The organism is Myxococcus vastator (genome assembly GCF_010894475.1).
GTDB lineage: Bacteria > Myxococcota > Myxococcia > Myxococcales > Myxococcaceae > Myxococcus > Myxococcus vastator.
Map to the genome: position 1 here is coordinate 1 of NZ_JAAIYB010000152.1, position 17,387 is coordinate 17,387.

18 protein-coding genes are annotated in these 17,387 nt (G+C 68.7%); 6 read left to right on the forward strand and 12 right to left on the reverse strand.

Going from position 1 to position 17,387, the window contains the following annotated elements:
• The 10 genes from G4D87_RS16880 to G4D87_RS16925 all read right to left on the reverse strand — a co-directional run.
• A partial coding sequence (locus G4D87_RS16880; protein ID WP_163783098.1) for a S24 family peptidase occupies positions 1-324 on the reverse strand: 324 nt, incomplete at its 3' end.
• A gap of 145 nt (positions 325-469) precedes the next feature.
• Positions 470-1,747 (reverse strand): histidine--tRNA ligase, encoded by a 1,278-nt coding sequence (gene hisS, locus G4D87_RS16885; RefSeq protein ID WP_163783099.1) that lies wholly within the window; start codon positions 1,745-1,747, stop codon positions 470-472.
• The gene (gene asd, locus G4D87_RS16890) at positions 1,744-2,586 is read right to left on the reverse strand and encodes an archaetidylserine decarboxylase (RefSeq protein ID WP_163783100.1); all 843 of its coding nucleotides are present in this window, start codon (positions 2,584-2,586) and stop codon (positions 1,744-1,746) included. Before asd ends, hisS begins: the two co-directional genes overlap by 4 nt.
• Positions 2,587-2,601: 15 nt before the next feature.
• Positions 2,602-3,285: a cystatin family protein gene (locus G4D87_RS16895; protein WP_205507614.1), complete on the reverse strand. Its 684-nt coding sequence runs from the start codon at positions 3,283-3,285 to the stop codon at positions 2,602-2,604.
• Positions 3,286-3,383: 98 nt separating this feature from the next.
• Entirely contained in the window at positions 3,384-4,115 is a 732-nt protein-coding gene (locus G4D87_RS16900) for a metallophosphoesterase family protein (protein ID WP_090492537.1), read from the reverse strand.
• A 27-nt stretch (positions 4,116-4,142) separates the two neighbouring features.
• A complete protein-coding gene (locus G4D87_RS16905) occupies positions 4,143-4,496 on the reverse strand; it encodes a TIGR02266 family protein (protein ID WP_217917601.1) in 354 nt (117 codons plus the stop codon).
• A 100-nt stretch (positions 4,497-4,596) separates the two neighbouring features.
• Entirely contained in the window at positions 4,597-5,523 is a 927-nt protein-coding gene (locus tag G4D87_RS16910) for a PfkB family carbohydrate kinase (protein WP_163783102.1), read from the reverse strand.
• A 111-nt stretch (positions 5,524-5,634) separates the two neighbouring features.
• The gene (locus tag G4D87_RS16915; RefSeq protein WP_163783103.1) at positions 5,635-7,164 is read right to left on the reverse strand and encodes an MlaD family protein; all 1,530 of its coding nucleotides are present in this window, start codon (positions 7,162-7,164) and stop codon (positions 5,635-5,637) included.
• Between the two features lie 106 nt (positions 7,165-7,270).
• A complete protein-coding gene (locus tag G4D87_RS16920) occupies positions 7,271-8,008 on the reverse strand; it encodes an ABC transporter ATP-binding protein (protein WP_163783111.1) in 738 nt (245 codons plus the stop codon).
• A 41-nt stretch (positions 8,009-8,049) separates the two neighbouring features.
• Positions 8,050-8,865: an MlaE family ABC transporter permease gene (locus G4D87_RS16925; protein WP_163783104.1), complete on the reverse strand. Its 816-nt coding sequence runs from the start codon at positions 8,863-8,865 to the stop codon at positions 8,050-8,052.
• Positions 8,866-9,030: 165 nt separating this feature from the next.
• Between G4D87_RS16925 and G4D87_RS16930 the strand changes: the two genes are divergently transcribed.
• The 6 genes from G4D87_RS16930 to G4D87_RS16955 all read left to right on the forward strand — a co-directional run bounded on the left by G4D87_RS16930 (position 9,031) and on the right by G4D87_RS16955 (position 14,981).
• Positions 9,031-9,600 carry a hypothetical protein gene (locus G4D87_RS16930; RefSeq protein WP_163783105.1) on the forward strand — a complete coding sequence of 190 codons (570 nt, stop codon included), beginning with the start codon at positions 9,031-9,033 and terminating at the stop codon, positions 9,598-9,600.
• 36 nt (positions 9,601-9,636) lie between these two features.
• The gene (locus G4D87_RS16935) at positions 9,637-11,115 is read left to right on the forward strand and encodes a hypothetical protein (RefSeq protein ID WP_163783106.1); all 1,479 of its coding nucleotides are present in this window, start codon (positions 9,637-9,639) and stop codon (positions 11,113-11,115) included.
• 153 nt (positions 11,116-11,268) lie between these two features.
• Positions 11,269-11,934: a hydrolase gene (locus G4D87_RS16940; RefSeq protein ID WP_240358336.1), complete on the forward strand. Its 666-nt coding sequence runs from the start codon at positions 11,269-11,271 to the stop codon at positions 11,932-11,934.
• Positions 11,935-12,283: 349 nt separating this feature from the next.
• Positions 12,284-12,910, forward strand: a complete 627-nt coding sequence (locus G4D87_RS16945) for a helix-turn-helix domain-containing protein (protein WP_240358337.1) — start codon at positions 12,284-12,286, stop codon at positions 12,908-12,910.
• A gap of 389 nt (positions 12,911-13,299) precedes the next feature.
• Entirely contained in the window at positions 13,300-14,229 is a 930-nt protein-coding gene (locus G4D87_RS16950) for a DUF6310 domain-containing protein (protein WP_163783113.1), read from the forward strand.
• A complete protein-coding gene (locus G4D87_RS16955; RefSeq protein WP_163783108.1) occupies positions 14,226-14,981 on the forward strand; it encodes a DUF5953 family protein in 756 nt (251 codons plus the stop codon). The genes G4D87_RS16950 and G4D87_RS16955 overlap by 4 nt, the downstream gene beginning before the upstream one ends.
• Before the next feature lie 145 nt (positions 14,982-15,126).
• Here the strand turns inward: G4D87_RS16955 and G4D87_RS16960 are convergent, their stop codons facing one another.
• Together G4D87_RS16960 and G4D87_RS16965 are read right to left on the reverse strand one after the other, a co-directional pair.
• Positions 15,127-16,284 (reverse strand): serine/threonine protein kinase, encoded by a 1,158-nt coding sequence (locus G4D87_RS16960; protein WP_163783109.1) that lies wholly within the window; start codon positions 16,282-16,284, stop codon positions 15,127-15,129.
• Positions 16,285-16,444: 160 nt separating this feature from the next.
• A complete protein-coding gene (locus G4D87_RS16965) occupies positions 16,445-17,002 on the reverse strand; it encodes a hypothetical protein (protein WP_163783110.1) in 558 nt (185 codons plus the stop codon).
• Positions 17,003-17,387: the final 385 nt, after the last annotated feature.

The following is a 17,387-nucleotide window of genomic DNA, read 5'->3' on the forward strand; positions in this document are numbered from 1 at the left end:
ATCCCACCCCGTCTCCAGGACGACGCCGCCCCGGCGCACGCGGCGCACCCGCCCCAGCACCCGTGACGGCGCCAGCGGAGGATCCTCCTGGGGTGAGTTGTCGCCACGCAGCGCCACCGCCTCGGCCTCCCACCGCCGCAGCCGGTGCAGCACCAGCGCATGATCGAAGCGCGCCAGCAGGACGTCACCAGGCCGCGGCGCCCCCTCCAGCGGCTCCACGCCGGCATGGTCGCCCGAGCGCAGCGACGGCCACATGCTGTCCCCGTGGACGGGGACCCAGCTCAGGGCCGGAGGCACAACGTGGGTGGAAGTGTCGCGCGGCATCGCAGTCCAGTCTAACCGACCCGACCCGTGCCCGCGAGTTCCCACCGCCCCGATAACCCAGCGTTTATCAGGGGTTACGCGCCTGCCTCAGTTTCTCAGACTTGGCAAGAACCGCCTGGAATACTGTTCTGAACCCCACAGAGGCCTAGGCAGGGACAGCCTTCCGCTCCCGCACCACCCTGGCGACCTCGTCGAGCGCGACGGGGATGGGCTCCCCGCCGGCCATGGGCTTCAGCTTCGCCTGGCCACTGGTGCGCTCGGCCTCGCCCAGCACCAGGGTGAAGTCCGCGCTGCGCTTGTCCGCGCGCTTCATCTGGCTCTTGAGGCTGCCTCCGCGGGTATCGAACTCCACGCGCAGGCCCTCGCGGCGCAGGCGGCTGGCCAGCACCAGGGCGGCGTCGTGCGAGCCCGCGTCCGCCACCGCGACGAAGATGTCCGGGCGGGCAGCGAACTGCTGGCCGCTCTCCTTCAGGAGCAGCACCAGCCGGTCCAGACCACAGGCGAAGCCCACCGCCGGCGCGTCCGGCCCGCCCAGGCTCTTCACCAGCTTGTCATAGCGGCCACCGCCGCCCACGGTGCTGGCGGTGCCCAGCGCGGGATGCGAGGCGACGAATTCGAAGACGGTGCGCGTGTAGTAGTCCAACCCCCGCACCATTCGCGGATTCACGACGTGCCGGACGCCCAGCGCCGTCAGCTTCCGCTGCACGTCGTCGAAGTGCGCGCGGCAGGGCTCGCACAGGGTCTCCAGCACATTGGGGCCGGCCGCGGCGATGGCCTGGCACTTCTCGTTCTTGCAGTCCAGGACGCGCAGGGGGTTCTTCTCCATGCGCTTCTGGCAGTCCCCGCACAGCTCCTCGCGGTGGGCCTGGAGATACTCCACCAGCTTCGTGTGGTACGTGGGCCGGCAGGCCTCGTCCCCCAGCGAGTTGATGTTCAGCGTGATGTCCTTGAGCCCCAGCCGCTCCAGGAACTGCATCACCATGTCCATCATCTCGACGTCCTGGGCGGCCTCCTTCGCGCCGTAGGCCTCCGCGCCGATTTGATAGAACTGGCGGTAGCGGCCCGTCTTCATCCGCTCGTAGCGGAACATGGGCCCCATGTAGAACCAGCGGGTGAGCGGCTCCTGGTTGGCGACGGAGTGCTCGATGTACGCGCGGGCCGCGGGCGCGGTGCCCTCCGGGCGCAGGGACAGGCTGCGGTCCGCCTTGTCGTTGAAGGTGTACATCTCCTTCCCGACGATGTCGGTCTCCTCGCCCACGCTGCGCACGAACAGGGCGGTGTCCTCCACCATGGGCGTGCGGAGCTCACCGTAGCCGAAGCGGCCGAACAGCTCGCGGGCCAGCCCCTCCACGTGCTGCCAGATCTCAATCTCCCCGGGGAGGAGATCGTTCATGCCCTTGACGCCCGCGACCTTCTGGCTCACGCGATGACTCCGATTCGCTTGCCCAGCCGCACCACGGCCTCCTCCTGGAGGCTCTCATCCCAGGTGACGCGCTTGGGCTCGAACAGGAGGATGACGGTGGAGCCCATCTCGAAGCGGCCCAGCTCCCCACCCTTCTCCACCGGCATGGCCGCGCCGTAGCGGTGCACCTTGCCGGGCTGCCCGGTGTGCGTCGTCACCTCGTCGTAGGCCGCCTTGATGCGCGACACGCAGGTGGCGCCCACCTTCACCACGGCGCACTTGCCCGCCACGGTGTCCAGGTACGTCACCAGCCGCTCGTTGACGCAGAACAGGGACTGCTTGTTCTTCACCGACGCGGGGTTCACCGGCCAGAACTCGCCGGGGATGTACGCGTAGCCCGTAATCGTGCCGCCCAGCGGCGCGTGGATGCGGTGGTAGTCGCGCGGCGACAGGTAGATGGTCGTCCAGGCGCCGCCGTGAAACGGCCTGGCGGCCTCGGCGTCTCCCAGCAGCTCGTCCACCGTGTACTCGATGCCCTTGGCCTGCAGGCAGCGCCCGTGGTCCGAATAGCCCACCTGGGACACGCGGCCGTCCACCGGGGACACCACCACCTTCTCTCCCGCGTCCACCGGACGCAGGCCGGGCTTCAGGCCCCGGGTGAAGAACTGGGCGAAGGTCGGGTAGTGGTCGAAGGAGTGCTCGGCCTCCTCCATGTCCACGTTGTAGGCCTTGGCGAAGGCGCGCATCGCGGCCTGGTGCACCGGCGCGGGCACGGGCAGGCGCGTGGCCATCCCCACCACGGAGGAGAGCGCGGACTTGGGCAACACCTGCATCAACTTCATGAAAGTCTGGTCGTTCATATCGGCGAATCGGTGCTAGCGACCGGCGTCGGTCGCGGGTGCCGGACCGCCGTCGGGAGTGACAGGGACAGTCTGGACGGCACTCTTGGGTAACAGCGTGAGGACCTTCCCCGCTTCAATCAGGAGGAAGGCGTCCTGATGCTGGGGGTACTCCAGGCGGCAGGCGGTGCGGTCGGCGAGCTGCCAGGTCTCCCGCATGCCACGGCCCTGCACGTCGATGGGGGTGCCCCGCTGGAAGCACCCCCGGAAGCCCGCCACCAGCTCGGACGCGGCCGTGCCCGCCTGGGGCCCGCCCGCCGCGCCGGCGTCCGGAGGCCCGGCGTCCGGTGCCTCCGCCGGAGCCGCGGGGCGCGCCGGCTCCTCGGTGGACGGCGCGGTGTAGGAGCCCGGCGGCAGCTCCCGGGCGCTGGCCACGGCCTCGTCCCGCTCGCTGGCGGCCGTCGCCATCCGCTGCCGTCCGTCCTTGATGCGCTGGAGCAGCTCGCGGGCGCCCTCGGCGTCCAGGCTGTCCGCGGGGACGCGCTGGAGCTGCGCCTCGATTTCACCCACCCGCGGATCCAGGTAGGCGTCATCCAGCTTCTGCGCGTACAGCTCGCGGAAGCGGCGGGCGGCCTCCTCGTACTCGGCGGAAGGGGCGGGAGGCTCGCGGCGGCAGCCGGCGGGCGCCAGCGTGAGCAGCACTGCGGAGACGACGCCCACGAGGGGCCTGAGGGACGCTCGGAGGACCAGGGTGCGCACGCCACGGGTTTATGTCATTTCCCCGCGCCTGTCCGCCTTTTGTGCCCCGGAAGCGCGCCTCAGACGCCCAGGAACAGGCGCTTGCCGAAGTTCAGCGCCAGGTCCGCGTCGAAGATCTTCTGCGCCGACGTCTCGATGTCGTACTCGACGCGGACGTACTCCACCGTGCGCGCGTCCGTGTCGCAGATGACGAAGCACGCCCGGTTGTCGTAGTCGCGCGGCTGGCCCACGCTGCCCACGGAGATGATGTACTTGTAGCCCCGGCGGATGCCGAACTTCTGGGCCACCACGTCGTTCACCTCGCCGTTGCCAATGGCGAAGGCTCGGCACAGGTGGCTGTGGCCAATGAACGTCACCTCCGGCAGCTCCGCCACGTAGGGCGTCAGCTCCCGGGCCTGCTCCAGCGCGAAGATGTACTCGTACGCCTTCGGGTCGATGGGCGACCCATGGCAGAAGCCCACGTCGCCAATCCGGTACGTGTACGGGAGGCTGCGCAGCCAGGCCATGTTCTCATCGGTGAGGACGTTGGCGGACCAGTCCAGCGCGTGCCGGGCGGCGTCGTAGTAGTACGAGTAGTCCATCCGCCCCGCCACCGCCGCGTCGTGGTTGCCCAGGAGCGTCACCTCCGCCACCGAGCGCACCAGCTCACAACACGGGTTGGGCGACGCCCCGTAACCGACGATGTCCCCCAGCGAGACGAACCGGTCCACCTTCTGGTGCTCGGCGACGCGGAGCACCTCGGTGAGCGCCTCGATGTTGGAGTGGATGTCGGAGATGACGGCGATACGCATGCGGGGCCTCGGTCCGGTGGCGTGGGCTCAACCCGCCCAGCCGGCCTTCACCTGGTTCTGCTGCTGCTGCGAAATCATCTGGCGAAGCCGTCCCAGGGTATCGCTGTCCAGGGACTCGAAACGCAACCCCATGCCCGCGGGAAGCGCTCGTTCCTCCGCCTCCCGGAGCCACACCACCGTGGCCTGGGCCTGGATGTCCTGGTGGCCCGCGGGAGACAGCTTCACCACCGTCCGCGCCCCTCGCGCCAGGGGCGTGCTCGTGCGGAGGAACAGGCCTCCCTCGCTCAAATTCGAGATTCGCGCGTAGAGCGTGACGTTGTCACCCTCGCACCAGCACCGAAGCTGGGTGGGAATGCGTGTGGACTTTCGGTTTTCGCTCAACCCGGAACCTTCTTCCGTCACCCGAATCCGCAGCCTAGGGACGGCCTGATTCCGCAGTCAAGTTCAAGGGTGGTGGAGCGCCCTCCCCTTGCCCACGGCCTCATCGCTCCAGGGGGCCCAGGTCGTCGAAGTGGGTCAGCTTCCGGAACTCGGCGAAGCGGGCGTGGATCTCCGAGCGCGTCACCTCGCGCAGGCGCTCCAGGCTGAACTTCTCCACCGTGAAGGAGGCCATGACGCTGCCCATCACCATGGCGCGGCGCAGCAACGCCTGATCCAACACGCCATTGGAGGTGGCCAGGGCGCCCATGAAGCCGCCGGCGAAGGTGTCCCCCGCGCCGGTGGGGTCGAAGACCTCCGCCAGGGGGAAGGCGGGGCACGCGAAGATGTGCTCGGCCTCGAAGAGGAGCGCGCCGTACTCACCGCGCTTGATGACCACGCGCTGCGGGCCCATGGCCATGATGGCGCGAGCGGCCTTCACCACGTTGTGCTCGCCGGCCAGCTGCCGGGCCTCCGCGTCGTTGACGAACAGGAGGTTGACGCGGGAGAGCGTCTTGAGCAGCGCATCCCGGCTGCCCTTGATCCAGAAGTTCATGGTGTCGGCGGCCACCAGCTTCGGCGCCTTCACCTGGTCCAGCACCTGCGCCTGGAGCTCCGGGTGGATGTTGCCCAGGAAGACGTAGGGCGTGTCCCGGTAGGACTCCGGCAGCTTCGGGGAGAAGGCCTGGAAGACGTTGAGCTGGGTGTCCAGCGTCTGCGCCTCGTTCAGCTCGTAGCCGTAGCGGCCCTTCCAGCGGAAGGTGCGGCCCGTCTCCCGGGTGAGGCCCTCCAGGTCGATGCCCCGGCCCCGCAGGAAGTTGAGGTGTCCTTCGGGGAAGTCCTCGCCCACCACCGCCACGACGCGCGCGGGGCTGAAGAACGAGGCCGACGTGGAGAAGTAGGTGGCCGAGCCCCCGAGGATGTCCTCCTTCTGGCCGAAGGGGGTTTCCACTGAGTCCAGGGCGACGGAGCCGACGACGAGCAGGGACATGCGAGCTTCCTGGGGGGAGATGCCGTGAAAACAGGCACGGCGCTCCCCTGGGCCCCGTGCCCATGCCGGGTACGTCGTTTCCCGTTTGACGTCAAGCGCCGAGCGCCGGGTTCAGGGCGTTGGAATGCCTGTCAAGGTGAGGATGGCCTTCAGGTCATCGTCCGTGAAGAACAGGCCGCCGCCCACGAAGAAGTCGCGGCCCGCCACCAGGCGCCGCGTCGCCAGGTCCCGCTGCTGGGCGTTGAGCATGTCGTCCATGCCCGCGATCAAATACAGGTGGTCAATGGGCTGGGCGCGCAGGCTGGCGCGCAGGCGGGGATAGCGCAGCTCGTCGTCCGCGAAGTTGAAGGCGTCCATCTGGAACCGGAGCGCGTCGTTGAAGAAGTGCAGGTCGGCGCCCACGCCGCCGGTGGACTCGATGAGGCCCACGCGCAGGGTGGTGAAGTACCAGCGCTTGGCGAACTGCGCGCTGACCTTGAGGCTCTCCTTCGTCACCTTCCGCGTCTGCACGACGGGGTCGCCTTCGGACGGGGGGTTGGTCTGCAACACCTCCGTCGTCACGCTGCCGCGCGGGTCGTCCACCAGCTCCAGCAGGTAGTACTTGTCCGGCTTGGGGATGAGCCGCACGGAGAAGACGTTCTTCGAATTCCCCTGCGCGGCCAGGTAGGTGCTCTGGATGCCAATCTCCGCCTGGAGGTCCGTCAGGCGCGAGGCGAAGCGCGACACGTCCTGCACCGTCTCGCGGAGCTCGCGGCCCACGGCCTCGTCGGCCAGCAGCACGCCGGCGGCGCCCTCCCCTTCCTTCACCTTGCGGGTGATCTCCTCGATGTTGCCCAGGGCGCCGTCCAGCTTCCTGAGCGTCTCCTTGAGGCTGGCGACGGACTCCTTCACGTCGCCCTCACCCGTGCCCACGATGTTCTTCACGCTGCCCAGCACCTGGCGCACGTCGCGGGTGATGAACTCGATGTTGTCGATGATGCGGGTGATCTCCGCCTGGTTCCCCTGGGTGATGCCGCGCACGTCCTGGGAGATGGCCTCCACGTTGCCGACGATGGTGTCCAGGCGGTCCGCGTTGCGGCGGACGGTGGCGTCCACGGAGTCCGACAGCCGCACCAGGTTCTCCACGATGCGCTGGAGCGACCCCGCGCCGCGCTCACCGCCGAGCACCTCCCGCAGCGCCCCCGTCACCTCCTGGATGTCGGCGGTGATCTGCGACAGCGACTCGAAGACGGCCTCCATGCCCTGCGTGTCGACGACGCGGCGGATCTGCCCGCCCGTCTCCAGGCTGGGCGCGCCCTCCGTGCCGGGGTTGAGGTCCAGCAGGTAGTCACCCAGCAGCGACTCGGAGCGCTTGGTGACGACGGCGTCCTCGCGCAGGTCCACGTCGTCGCGGATCTTCAGCCAGACCTTCGCCCGGGTGCCCTCGAGCGTGATGCCGTCGATTTCGCCCACCGGGATGCCGGCGATCTGCACGCGCCCACGCACGGCGAGGCCGGACGCATCCCGGAAATAGGCCCACACCTTCGTGGATTCGCTGTCGCTCAAACCACCCTTGCGAGCGAACAGGACGAAGGTGACGAAAAAAGCCCCCGCCGCGATGACCAGCAGGCCCACACGGAAGGGCGTGACGAGCTTCTTCACCTGATGTGACTCCGAGCGCGACCGGCCGCCGCGACTCTAACGTTTTGCATCCCGAGTGCCACATTTTCCTGGCGCCCGCCGCCCTCCCGCCGCCCCGCGTCTCCTGTCAATTCTTCCCGAACCAGGTCTCCAGGAACACCTTCACCGCGGGGTGCTCCGCCTCACGGAGCTGCTCCGGCGTGCCGTTGGCCACGATGACGCCCTTGGAGAGGAACGCGATCTGGTCCGCCACGTTGAAGGCGGAGGAGATGTCATGGCTGATGACCACGCTGGTGACGCCCAGCTCCTTCTGGGCGGCCAGGATCATCTCATCCACGTAATCCGTGGTGATCGGGTCCAGGCCGGTGGTGGGCTCGTCATAGAGCACCACCTTCGGGTCCATGACGATGGCCCGCGCCAGGCCCACCCGCTTGCGCATGCCGCCGGACAGGTCCGCGGGGAACCGGTCCTCCACGTCCTTCTTCAGGCCCATCAGGTCCAGCCGCGCGCGGACCTTCTGGCGGATGACGTCCTCTGGGTCCTTCGTGTGCTCCCGCAGCGGGAAGGCCACGTTCTCGAAGACGGTCATGGAGTCGAACAGCGCGGCGGCCTGGAACACCATGCCGAACTTGTTGCGCACGTGCTGGAGCGACTCGACGCCCATGGGGACGATGTCCTCCCCGTCGACGATGACCTGCCCCTTGTCCGGCTTGAGCAGGCCAATCATGTGCTTCATCAGCACCGTCTTGCCGGAGCCGGAGCCGCCCAGGATGACGCAGGTGCTGCCGACCGGCACGGTGAGGTTGATGCCGGTGAGCACCTTGTGGTCGCCGAACGTCTTGTGCAGGTCGACCACCTGGATCATCGGCGTGCCGGACGCCGGAGCGTTGGAGGCCGGGGGCGCCATCAGAAGAAGAGGACGCCCAGGATGAAGTCGAGGATGAAGATGGACAGCGCGCTGGCCACCATCGCCTCCGTGGTGGCCTGCCCCACGCCCTTGGCGCCGCCCGAGGCGTTGAAGCCCTTGAAGCAGCAGATGAGGGACACCGCCAGGCCGAACACGGCGCCCTTGAGCAGGCCCTGGAAGATGTCCTCCGGCGCCAGCCACTGCTGCGTCCGGGAGAGGAACGTTCCGGGGGAGATGCCCAGGCCGCCCACGGCCACCACGTAGGCGCCGCCCATGCCCATGGTGTTGAAGAGCATGGTGAGCGCCGGCACCATGAAGAGGCCGGCCAGCACCCGGGGGACCAGCAGGTACTGCACCGGGTTGACGGCCATGGTCTCCAGCGCGTCCACCTGCTCGGTGACGCGCATGGTGCCCAGCTCGGTGCACATGGCGGAGCCGGCGCGCATGGTCACCATCAGCGCGGAGAACACGGCCGCCAGCTCGCGGGTGAGCGTCAGGGCCACCGTGGGGCCCACCAGGCTCTCCGCGTCGAAGAGCTGGAAGGCGGTGGACGTCTGCAGCGCGAACACCATGCCGGTGAACGTGCCGGTGAGCGACACGATGAAGATGGACCCCACGCCCACGAAGTCCAGCTGGGCGAAGAGGTTGACCAGCCGGAAGGGGCGCCGCACGCTCCAGCGGAACACGTCCAGCCCCATGGTGATGATGCCGCCCAGGGTGCTGACGATGTCGATGAGCCCCTGGCCAAAGCGCGTGACGGCCTGGGTGAAGGGCCCGGGCTCGCGTGCCGGCTTGCTGGGGGTCTGCGTCGTCATTCGTTCAGGGCTACTCTTTATGGCGGCACGCTGGCCGGCACAAGGCCCGGAGAGGCAGGCGACGAAGACACTTCCTCCCTTGGAAGCGATGCCGTTATGTTCCGCGCCCCTTTACTCCCATGCCCGGCGCCGTCCGCTGCCGGGCAGAGAAACTGACGAACGAACATGGCAACTCATAAGGTCGGCGGCGAGGTGGATGCGCTTTGTACCCGATGCAAGCTCACCCTCGCGCACACCATCCTGGCGATGGTGGGAACGAAGATTGCTCGGGTGCGCTGCAACACGTGTGGCGGAGACCACGTCTATCGCGCGGCGCCCGGCGCGACGGATCGCCCGTCGTCCAGCACCACCCGCACCCCGCGCGCGTCCTCCAGCGCGGCCTCCAAGGCGGAGAAGCTCATCATCTCCTTCGAAGAGCAGCTCGCTGGCAAGGATGTCGCCAACGCGCCCCGCTACAGCCCGAAGGACACCTACAAGGTGGATCAGGTCATCCAGCATCCCACCTTTGGCACGGGCTTCGTCTCGGCTGTTCGCGGCGACAAGGTGGACATCACCTTCCGCGGCGACACCAAGACGCTGGTGCACGGCCGGGGTGGTGGCCCGGTGGAGAAGCCGGTGTTCAGCCCGCCCAGCCGGCAGGTCACCGGGCCCGCGGACAAGCCCCAGCCCGTCAGTGACAGCGCCGAGCCGGCGCCCGCGGACGGCGCCGAGCCGCCCCCCGCGTCGGAGGACTGACCGGGGGAGCACCGCCATCTTGGAGGGGCACGGACGATGACACTGCGCGCGCTGCCCCTCCTGATGGTCCTCGCCATGCCGGTGGCGGGGATGGCGGGTGCGCCTGACGTCACCGTGTCCTGGTCGCCCGAGCGCATCGTGCTCGGCGCCGATGTCCCGGTGACGCTGAAGGTCCAGGTCCCCGCCGGCACGGGTCCCCTCCACGCCGCGGCGTCCACGGGCACGTTCGCCTCGAACCGCGTGGTGGAGGGTGGCGCTGTCCGCCGCTTCGAGTGGCGCCCTCCGGCGGTGCGTTATCCGCAGGTGGCCGTGCTGCTCTTCTGGACGGACGCTCCCGCCGCGGACGCGCCGCCCCCGGTGACGGTGGTGCGGCTGCCGCTGGTGGGCCTCACGGAGCTCGATGTCGCCACGGCGGCGGGCGCGCACGTCGAGGTGGAGGTCGCGAAGCGCCGCTTCGGTCCGGTCCGGGCGAACGCCCGGGGACAGGCGCGCGTGCCCGTCGAAGTCCCTCCTGGCGTCCGGCAGGCGCGGGTGCTGGCCACGCGAGGGACGCTCCGCACCGATGCGACCGTTCCGCTGGACCCTCCGCCCGACTCGCCGCTGGCCGCGGCCCTCACGCCGCCGGCCCTGCCCGCGGTGGAGGGGGGCTGGCTGTTGATGGCGGGCGAAGCGCCCTTGCGCGCCAGTGACGTCGACGTGCTGGCGGAAGGCGCGGTGGTCGCCCCTGCCCCTGTGGATACGCGGACGACGAGGCTTGCGTCAGCGGGGATGGCCACGGCCGCGGAGGGCGTCCAGGCAACGGAGCCGCCGGCTGGTGATGTCCCCCGCTCGGCCGACGTCGGCGCCGAGGCCCAGGACGTGCTGCGCGTTCGCGTCATTCCCGCTTCCGGCGCCCAGCGGGTGACGGTGCGCGTCCGCCGCATGGACCGGGCGCACGCGGCACACACCGAGGCCGACGTCACCGTGCTGTCCACGTCCGTCACCGCGCGCGCAGCCGAGGTGGTCGACACCTGGCGCAGCTCGTACTTCCTGCTCGCGGGGGGCGTGTTCGCGAGCGGCGCCAACTCCGGTCCGTCGGGCGGCGTGGGCGTGTCGGTCCTCACGCCCTGGTGGCGTCACCGGCTCGCGGCGGAGCTGGAAATCGGCGCCCGCACCGCCATGGACGGTGGTCCGGCGGATGCGCGCGGGACGGTCCGCTCGCAGGTGGTGGCCTTGCCCCTGCTGCTCTCCGTGCGCGCGGAGCTCTTCCGCCGTGGCGCGTTCTCCCTCCACGGGCGAGCAGGCGCCGGACCGGTCCCCTTCTTCCACCACGCCCTCTCCAGCGGCGCACAGGGCGAGGTGAAGGAGAGCCGCGTCGCCGGCATGGGCTTCGTCGCGCTTCAAGCAGCCCACCGCTTCGACCGCTGGAGCGCGTTGGCGGAGGCGCGAGGCGCCTGGGCCCCGGTGCACACGCCCTGGCTGGACAGTCAGCTCGGCGGGCTCGCGCTGTACCTGGGCATGAGGTTCGAGCCGTGAGCCTGGCTCGCGCCGTGCTCCCCGAACCAGCTGCGGCCTCGAATTCCGGAGCAGGAACAGACCAGAAGGCGCAGTCCCGAACAGTGTCTCCGCTCCCGGTTTCGGGCCTGATTCCCGTCCCCTTCGCATTCCTCTCCAGGAGTCTCCATACCCATGAGCATGCCCCAGGCCAACTCCCACCACGGGCTCGGCGCCCTGCTGACGCCCCAGAACAGCGTGCTGGTGCTGATCGACCATCAGCCCTACCAGTTCGCCAACCTGCACAGTCACGAACCGACGATGGTGATCAACAACGTCGTCGGACTGGCCAAGGCGGCCAAGGTCTACAACGTGCCGACCATCCTCACCACGGTCATCGAGGAGCGCGGCGGCTACCTGATCAAGGGCTTGCAGGACGTGTTCCCCGAGCAGAAGCCTATCGACCGCACCTTCATCAACACCTGGGAGGACCGCCGCGTGGTGGACGCGGTGAAGAAGACGGACCGGAAGAAGTTGGTGATCGCCGCGCTGTGGACGGAGATCTGCCTGGCCATGCCCGCCATCCAGGCGGCCGGTGAGGGCTTCGACGTCTACGCCGTCACCGACGCCTCGGGTGGCGTCAGCCGCGAGGCGCATGACATGGCGGTGCGCCGCATGCAGATGGCGGGCGTGACGCCCATCACCTGGATGGCGGTGGTCGCCGAATGGCAGCGCGACTGGGCCCGCGAGGAGAGCGCCGCAGGGCTCGCTGGCGTGCTGGCCGAGCACGGCGGCGGCAGCGCCGTGGCCTTCGCCTGGGAACTCCAACTGCTGGCGGGCCGGCCCGGCTCGGGCGTCTGACGCGGCCCTCCCCGGCAGGGAATGACGGACTTCCCGACTGCTGGCATCGTTCTCCTGAGTCCGCTGTCGTCAGGGGGCTCGGGAGAACGATGCCTTGGAGACGCGCGCTGAACGGCTGAGACCCCTGCCATTGAACGTGGTGGGCATTTCCGTTACCCGGCGGAAGTGGAATGAAGTCTGCGTGGATGTGAATGAGATCCGCTGTTCGGGTCGGGCCGAGCATCCGCTGTGCTTGGAGGGCCAGACACGCCTGAGCGCGCTGTTGGAGGAAGTCGGGTCGCCCTGCGAGCCCCGCCTGCGCGAAGGCCGGCCCTGCGCCATCGGGTACGTCCCACGGCAGCTGAACCTCATGCCCGCCGGCATGCCGCTGTGGGGCTACGGCGCCGACTCGCGCCTGGTGCGCGATGCCGTGCTCACGTTCGACCTGAAGGACCTGGGTGAGCGCCTGGGCCAATCGCTGGCCCCCGCCGGATTGGACGCGCCGAGATTGCGCTTCGCCGATGACCGGCTCTGGACGCTGATGCGCTTGCTCGCCGAGGTGGTGGATGACGACGACCCCGCCGCGCAGCTCTACGGCGACGGATTGATCGCCGCCATCTTCGCCATGCTGGGCTCGCGCCGTGGGGAGCGCCCCTCGACGCGCAAGGGGCTGGCGCCGTGGCAGCTGCGGCGGGTGCTCGACTACCTGGAGTCGCGCCTGCCCGAGCGGGTCGAATTGTCGGAGCTGGCGGCGCTGGTGGACCTGTCACAAGCGCACTTCAGCCGCGCCTTCAAGGCCTCCACTGGCGTGGCTCCCTATCAATGGCAGCTGCGGGCCCGCCTCCAGCGCGCACAGGCGATGATGCTGACCACGCCCGTGACGCTGGAGCGCGTCGCCGAAGCGACGGGCTTCGCCGATGCGGTGCACTTCGGCAAGGCCTTCAGGCGGGCCCACGGCACCACCCCCGCGAGGTGGCGCCAGGACCGGAAACGCTAGGAGCGTTTTGGAGTAACCGGCCAAATCAAACAGGCGCGAGGCTTCCGGCAACGGCTGCGGTCAAGTCCCGAATCGTGTGTAGTTGATCCGGAGGGGCTCGGGGGAGGGAAGCTCCTTGGCGGCATCATGCAGCGGCGGTGTCAGGGCTTGAATTCAACAGGGACATGTCGAGGTAGCTGAGGCCGACGGGACACGTCGCGGCCTACAGCGTGCCGCTCGTCGGGGGCGCGTTCATCTGGGGTGGAAAGGTGTACCGCTGAGCTGCGGCAACTCCAATAGGAGACACTCGGTTCTGGCTCCCCAGGGGCCGCGCTGCGAAACTCGGGCGCGCTGCGAGCACTCTCGCTGTCGAGCGTGACGGGCAGCCCCCCTTCCGTAAGGACGTGGCCATGCGTTCCCGAACATGCGGCGCACTCCTGCTGTTTCTCTCGGCCTGTGCAACGACGGAGCCAAGCCCGAGAGGCCCAGCGGCCCGGAACCCGAGGATCGCCAACCTCCAGAGAGCAGCGACGCTGCCGTGGGCGGATGGCGGGCGCTGCGTGGTGCGGGAGGCATCCAACGAATGGCCTTTCCTCGCGGAGAGGTGCTTTCACGCTCTCGATCGCGACAGGGTCAGGTTTCGGGATGTCACCGGAAGATGCGCTGTCGCCTCTGCGCCTGCGGCTGCGGCTGCCGTGCCCATGGGCGTAGCGCTCTGCGTCTTTGCGTCGCCGGCCGTCATCACTGGAGCAGTGATTGTTATTGGAACCGTGGTGGTGGCGGTTGCGATCAAGGAGGGGCTTGATGCTTATGAACGGAACGCATCGCGTGAGCGTGCGAAGCCTGAGACCCAAACGCGGCCATCCCATGAGCAGGAGCGTTTGACGCACCGAAAGCCCAAGCCCGAGCCATCAGGGCAGGACGGGTTCCCCCCGGGGCCGACCGAGCCCTTGGACCGAGAGCGCCGCCCCGAGTGCAGGCCCGTCCCGGTGCCGCACGCGGGCGAGGATGACCCGCATAACGAGTGCGCCGACACGTTTCCGCCGAACCGCTACCCCGGCATGGACGTGCTCGTGAATGGAAAGCAATTCGACGCGCTGCAAGTCGGCGTGCGTGTTTTGTGGGAGATCAAGACCCACCAATTTGACACGTATTCGCTCTTTCTTCGGAATCAGGTGGCGCGCGATCATGTGGATGAGATGCGGGAAGATCGCGAAATTGCTGCGGCCTGTAGATATGACTTCGTTGTTGGGGTCAGCAGCGCCGCGCACAAGAAGGCGCTGCTCGACTTGGCGCCCGACCTTGAACCCAATATCGTCGTTACGGGGTGCAAACGATGACCACGCAAGATCGCCTCCATTTCGCCGTCTACTCGCCCGCGCTCGTGGACGACAATGGCCGCACGCTCGCTGTTGTCCATGGGATTGAGCGGGCTCTTCCAGGTTTGCGCCTAGAGTGGGAGGTAGGTAAAGGAGGGCGCCCCATCAAGCTACCGCAGCGCGACGCCTGGCTCTCTGAGGCGGCAACACGCGGAAAGTTCCCGTTGTTATGCAACGGCGACGAGAGCTACCCCGTGACGATTTCCGGGTTGAAAACACCCGCGAGTCAGGCACCAGGAGGCCAGCCGCTGCTCGATGTCCATGCGGACCTGCCGCTAGACGCGACTGTTATCGCCGCGGCATCGAGTGTGTTGGAGGGCATTGCCGAAGGCGCGCGCGCCTTCTGGGGGTATTCGTCGTCGGAGGGCTACGGCTCGGAAGTCGCGCAGCAGATGCGCCGCTCAGATCATGGACCGGAGCGTTCACCCCGTGGGCTTCCCATGCTCAAATTCCCGGAGAAAATCCGCTCGCCCGAGATTCCCTATTACCTCGGGTGGCTGAATTATTGGTCTCCCGCAGCCGCGCAGGCCATCGGATTCCCGGACCCTGCCCGCGACGCGGACCTCCTCTCACGGGCACGGCGCACGGCGACGGGGGGATGGGTCGTGCAGCTCACGGACGCGCCGCTCGACCTGGACACCCCCGCCCACCTGGACGCGCTGAAGCGGGCCTATGAGCGCTTCCCGGCGATCGGCGGGCGCTCTGCGCCTTGACCCCTCAGCTCAGGGCACCCCTGCGCGCGTGCCGGCGATGGCAGGGGGCCCATCCGGTGTTGACGCGCACGCCTGCTGATGGGCGAGCAAACCGGCGACATGGCACCAGCCCCCCGGGCCGTGGGGGCCAACACCCGGCGGCGTGCTAGTTCGTGCTGAGCACGTCCTGCGACGCCGCGGAGCGCCGGGGAGCGCGAATGTCCAGCTCCGCGAGCAGCTCGCCCGCCTGCCGCAGCAGCGCCTTCAGCTCTGCTTCCGCTTCGGTCGGCCCGAAGAATTCGCCGTCGCCCAACCACGCACGCAGGTCCGTCGCCAGCGCCCGGGCCGTCTGGTAGCGGTCAGCGGGCCGGGGTTGAAGGAGCTTGCGCAGCGGCAAGGCCAGCCCCTGCGGAAGCGACTCCGTCATCGCCTCCAGCTCCGCCTGTGTGTAGGTCGCCGCGCGCCAGATCGCGTCTGCGACGACGGACGGACTCCCCGCCATCTGGGCCCGCTTGATGGCCTGCCGGACGCGCCGGCGCTGCCGGACCGACACGGAGTCCTTGACGTCCTCGGTCAGGGTATCGGGGGCGTCGAGGAGGTTCTTCCCCGTCGCCAGTTCGAGCAGGACGTTACCCAGTGCGAAGAGGTCCGAGCGCGCATCCACGCGGCCCGTCAGGAGCATCTCCGGGGACGAGTAGAACGCATCCCCCTGCGAGCGGTGCACGGTGGACGCCACGCGGCCAGGCAGGTCCGAAAGGGCGAGCCCGAAGTCGGCGATCTGCGTGGCGCCATTCCAGTCCACGAAGATGTGCCCCGCGTCGAGCGACCGATGAACGATGTTCAGGGGCCTCCCCTTCTCGTCCGCGGCTTCGTGAGCGTGCGCGAGCGCCGTTGCCACCTGCGCCCCCACGTACAGCACGAACAGGGGCGATAGACGCCGCCGGCATTCACCCGCGACCGTTACCAGGTCGTTCACGCTGTTCCCCAACGGCCGGTCGGTGATGGCGTACCAGCCGCCCTCGCCCTTGTGTATCCCGTGGACGCGAACGATTCCGGGGTGATCCAGATACGCCGCGAGCCGCACTTGCTCTTCGAGCTTCAACCGGGCGCGCTCGATACGTGCCCACGATTGCCCATCGCGGGGCACCCCGACCGCCTTCAGCAGCACCTGTTTTTCGACGTGGCCTTCCAGGGTGCGGCGCCTCGCCAGAAGGAGGCTCAGCCCGTGGTGGGCCTCGCCCAGGTTGTCGCGGAACTCGTACTGGAAGCCATCCTGGACGAAGAGAATCGCCCCTCTTGGAACCCCGAACTCGATTGCCGACACGATCGTCCCTCCTCACATTCGCGCGGGCACCGAAGCCAACGCGTCGTGCCGGAACATTACCTGGGAGATAGTCGGTGAGGGAACTACCCCAAGGGGTCCTGTCCGGTCCGCCGCGGGACGGCCGGAATCGACCCCCTACCCTCCACGTTCCCCAAGGGGCTCAAGGCCAGCGGTAAACGACACGCCCGCCGTTGAAGTTGCGCGCCTTCACTTTGCCGTCCGTGAAGGCCTGGGCAATGCTCACGACCACGAAGCAAATGGGCTGCTCGTCCTGACCTGGGAGCTTCACGCGGTCATACCGGACGACGAGCGACGGTCCGTCCTCGCGGCCCATCTTGTCGGACAGATAGTAGGCCTTGCCGTAGAAGCGGGTCCCGGCGGGGGCGAGCTCCCACTGGCGACGGGCTTGGTCCATGCCCTTCGGGACAATCCCCACCACATCGGCACCAGGGGTGAACCACACGTTATCCGTTCGGCCGTAACGATCGTCGAGCTGAACCGCGAACATGTCGCTGCTCGACCAGTGCAGGTGGTCCTGCATGGCCTCAATCGCCCCTGACGGGCAGGTGAAGGACTCGGGCCGGATCTGGGCGCTGGGACAACCGGCCATCAACGCAGCGGCGAGCGACAGCGACGCGCATTTGACGGCCAGGGGAGACTTCTTCGATGCGCGAGACGTGCGTCCTTGGGTCATCGCTTCAGGCGGCGGGGTCTTCAAGGTGGATCCTTCCTTCTGTGCGGCAGCGCTCTCCGGCCCCGAGGGAGCCACGGGAGTGGGGGCAGGAGGTGACATAGCAGGAGAGGCTTTTACAGGCGGTGCCGAACGGAGGGGGCTGAGAGGACGCGGGCTCGCCGCGACGTGCGGCTCGGTGGCAGGGGCCTCAACCTCGCCTGAGTAACTCCAGAGGCCCGCACCGACTGCGAGCGCGACGACGCCAGCGATGGCGGCAAGGTGCCACACCTGCCGACGCGGGCGGTCAACCAAGGCAACCGGCCGCTTGAGGGGGACGGGCGTGGGCAGCACGGCCAGTGCCGCGAAGGGGGCGCCTCGCGCGGGCTCCACCTGTCGCTGCTCCGATGGTGGGTGGCACGTCACGTCGTAG

Coding starts and splice junctions, on each gene's coding strand:
- asd (WP_163783100.1), bottom strand. CDS start 2,586: ATGAACGACCAGACTTTCATGAAGTTGATGCAGGTGTTGCCCAAGTCC.
- G4D87_RS16900 (WP_090492537.1), bottom strand. CDS start 4,115: ATGCGTATCGCCGTCATCTCCGACATCCACTCCAACATCGAGGCGCTC.
- G4D87_RS16910 (WP_163783102.1), bottom strand. CDS start 5,523: ATGTCCCTGCTCGTCGTCGGCTCCGTCGCCCTGGACTCAGTGGAAACC.
- G4D87_RS16920 (WP_163783111.1), bottom strand. CDS start 8,008: ATGATCCAGGTGGTCGACCTGCACAAGACGTTCGGCGACCACAAGGTG.
- G4D87_RS16925 (WP_163783104.1), bottom strand. CDS start 8,865: ATGACGACGCAGACCCCCAGCAAGCCGGCACGCGAGCCCGGGCCCTTC.
- G4D87_RS16930 (WP_163783105.1), top strand. CDS start 9,031: ATGGCAACTCATAAGGTCGGCGGCGAGGTGGATGCGCTTTGTACCCGA.
- G4D87_RS16935 (WP_163783106.1), top strand. CDS start 9,637: ATGACACTGCGCGCGCTGCCCCTCCTGATGGTCCTCGCCATGCCGGTG.
- G4D87_RS16940 (WP_240358336.1), top strand. CDS start 11,269: ATGAGCATGCCCCAGGCCAACTCCCACCACGGGCTCGGCGCCCTGCTG.
- G4D87_RS16945 (WP_240358337.1), top strand. CDS start 12,284: ATGCCCGCCGGCATGCCGCTGTGGGGCTACGGCGCCGACTCGCGCCTG.
- G4D87_RS16950 (WP_163783113.1), top strand. CDS start 13,300: ATGCGTTCCCGAACATGCGGCGCACTCCTGCTGTTTCTCTCGGCCTGT.
- G4D87_RS16955 (WP_163783108.1), top strand. CDS start 14,226: ATGACCACGCAAGATCGCCTCCATTTCGCCGTCTACTCGCCCGCGCTC.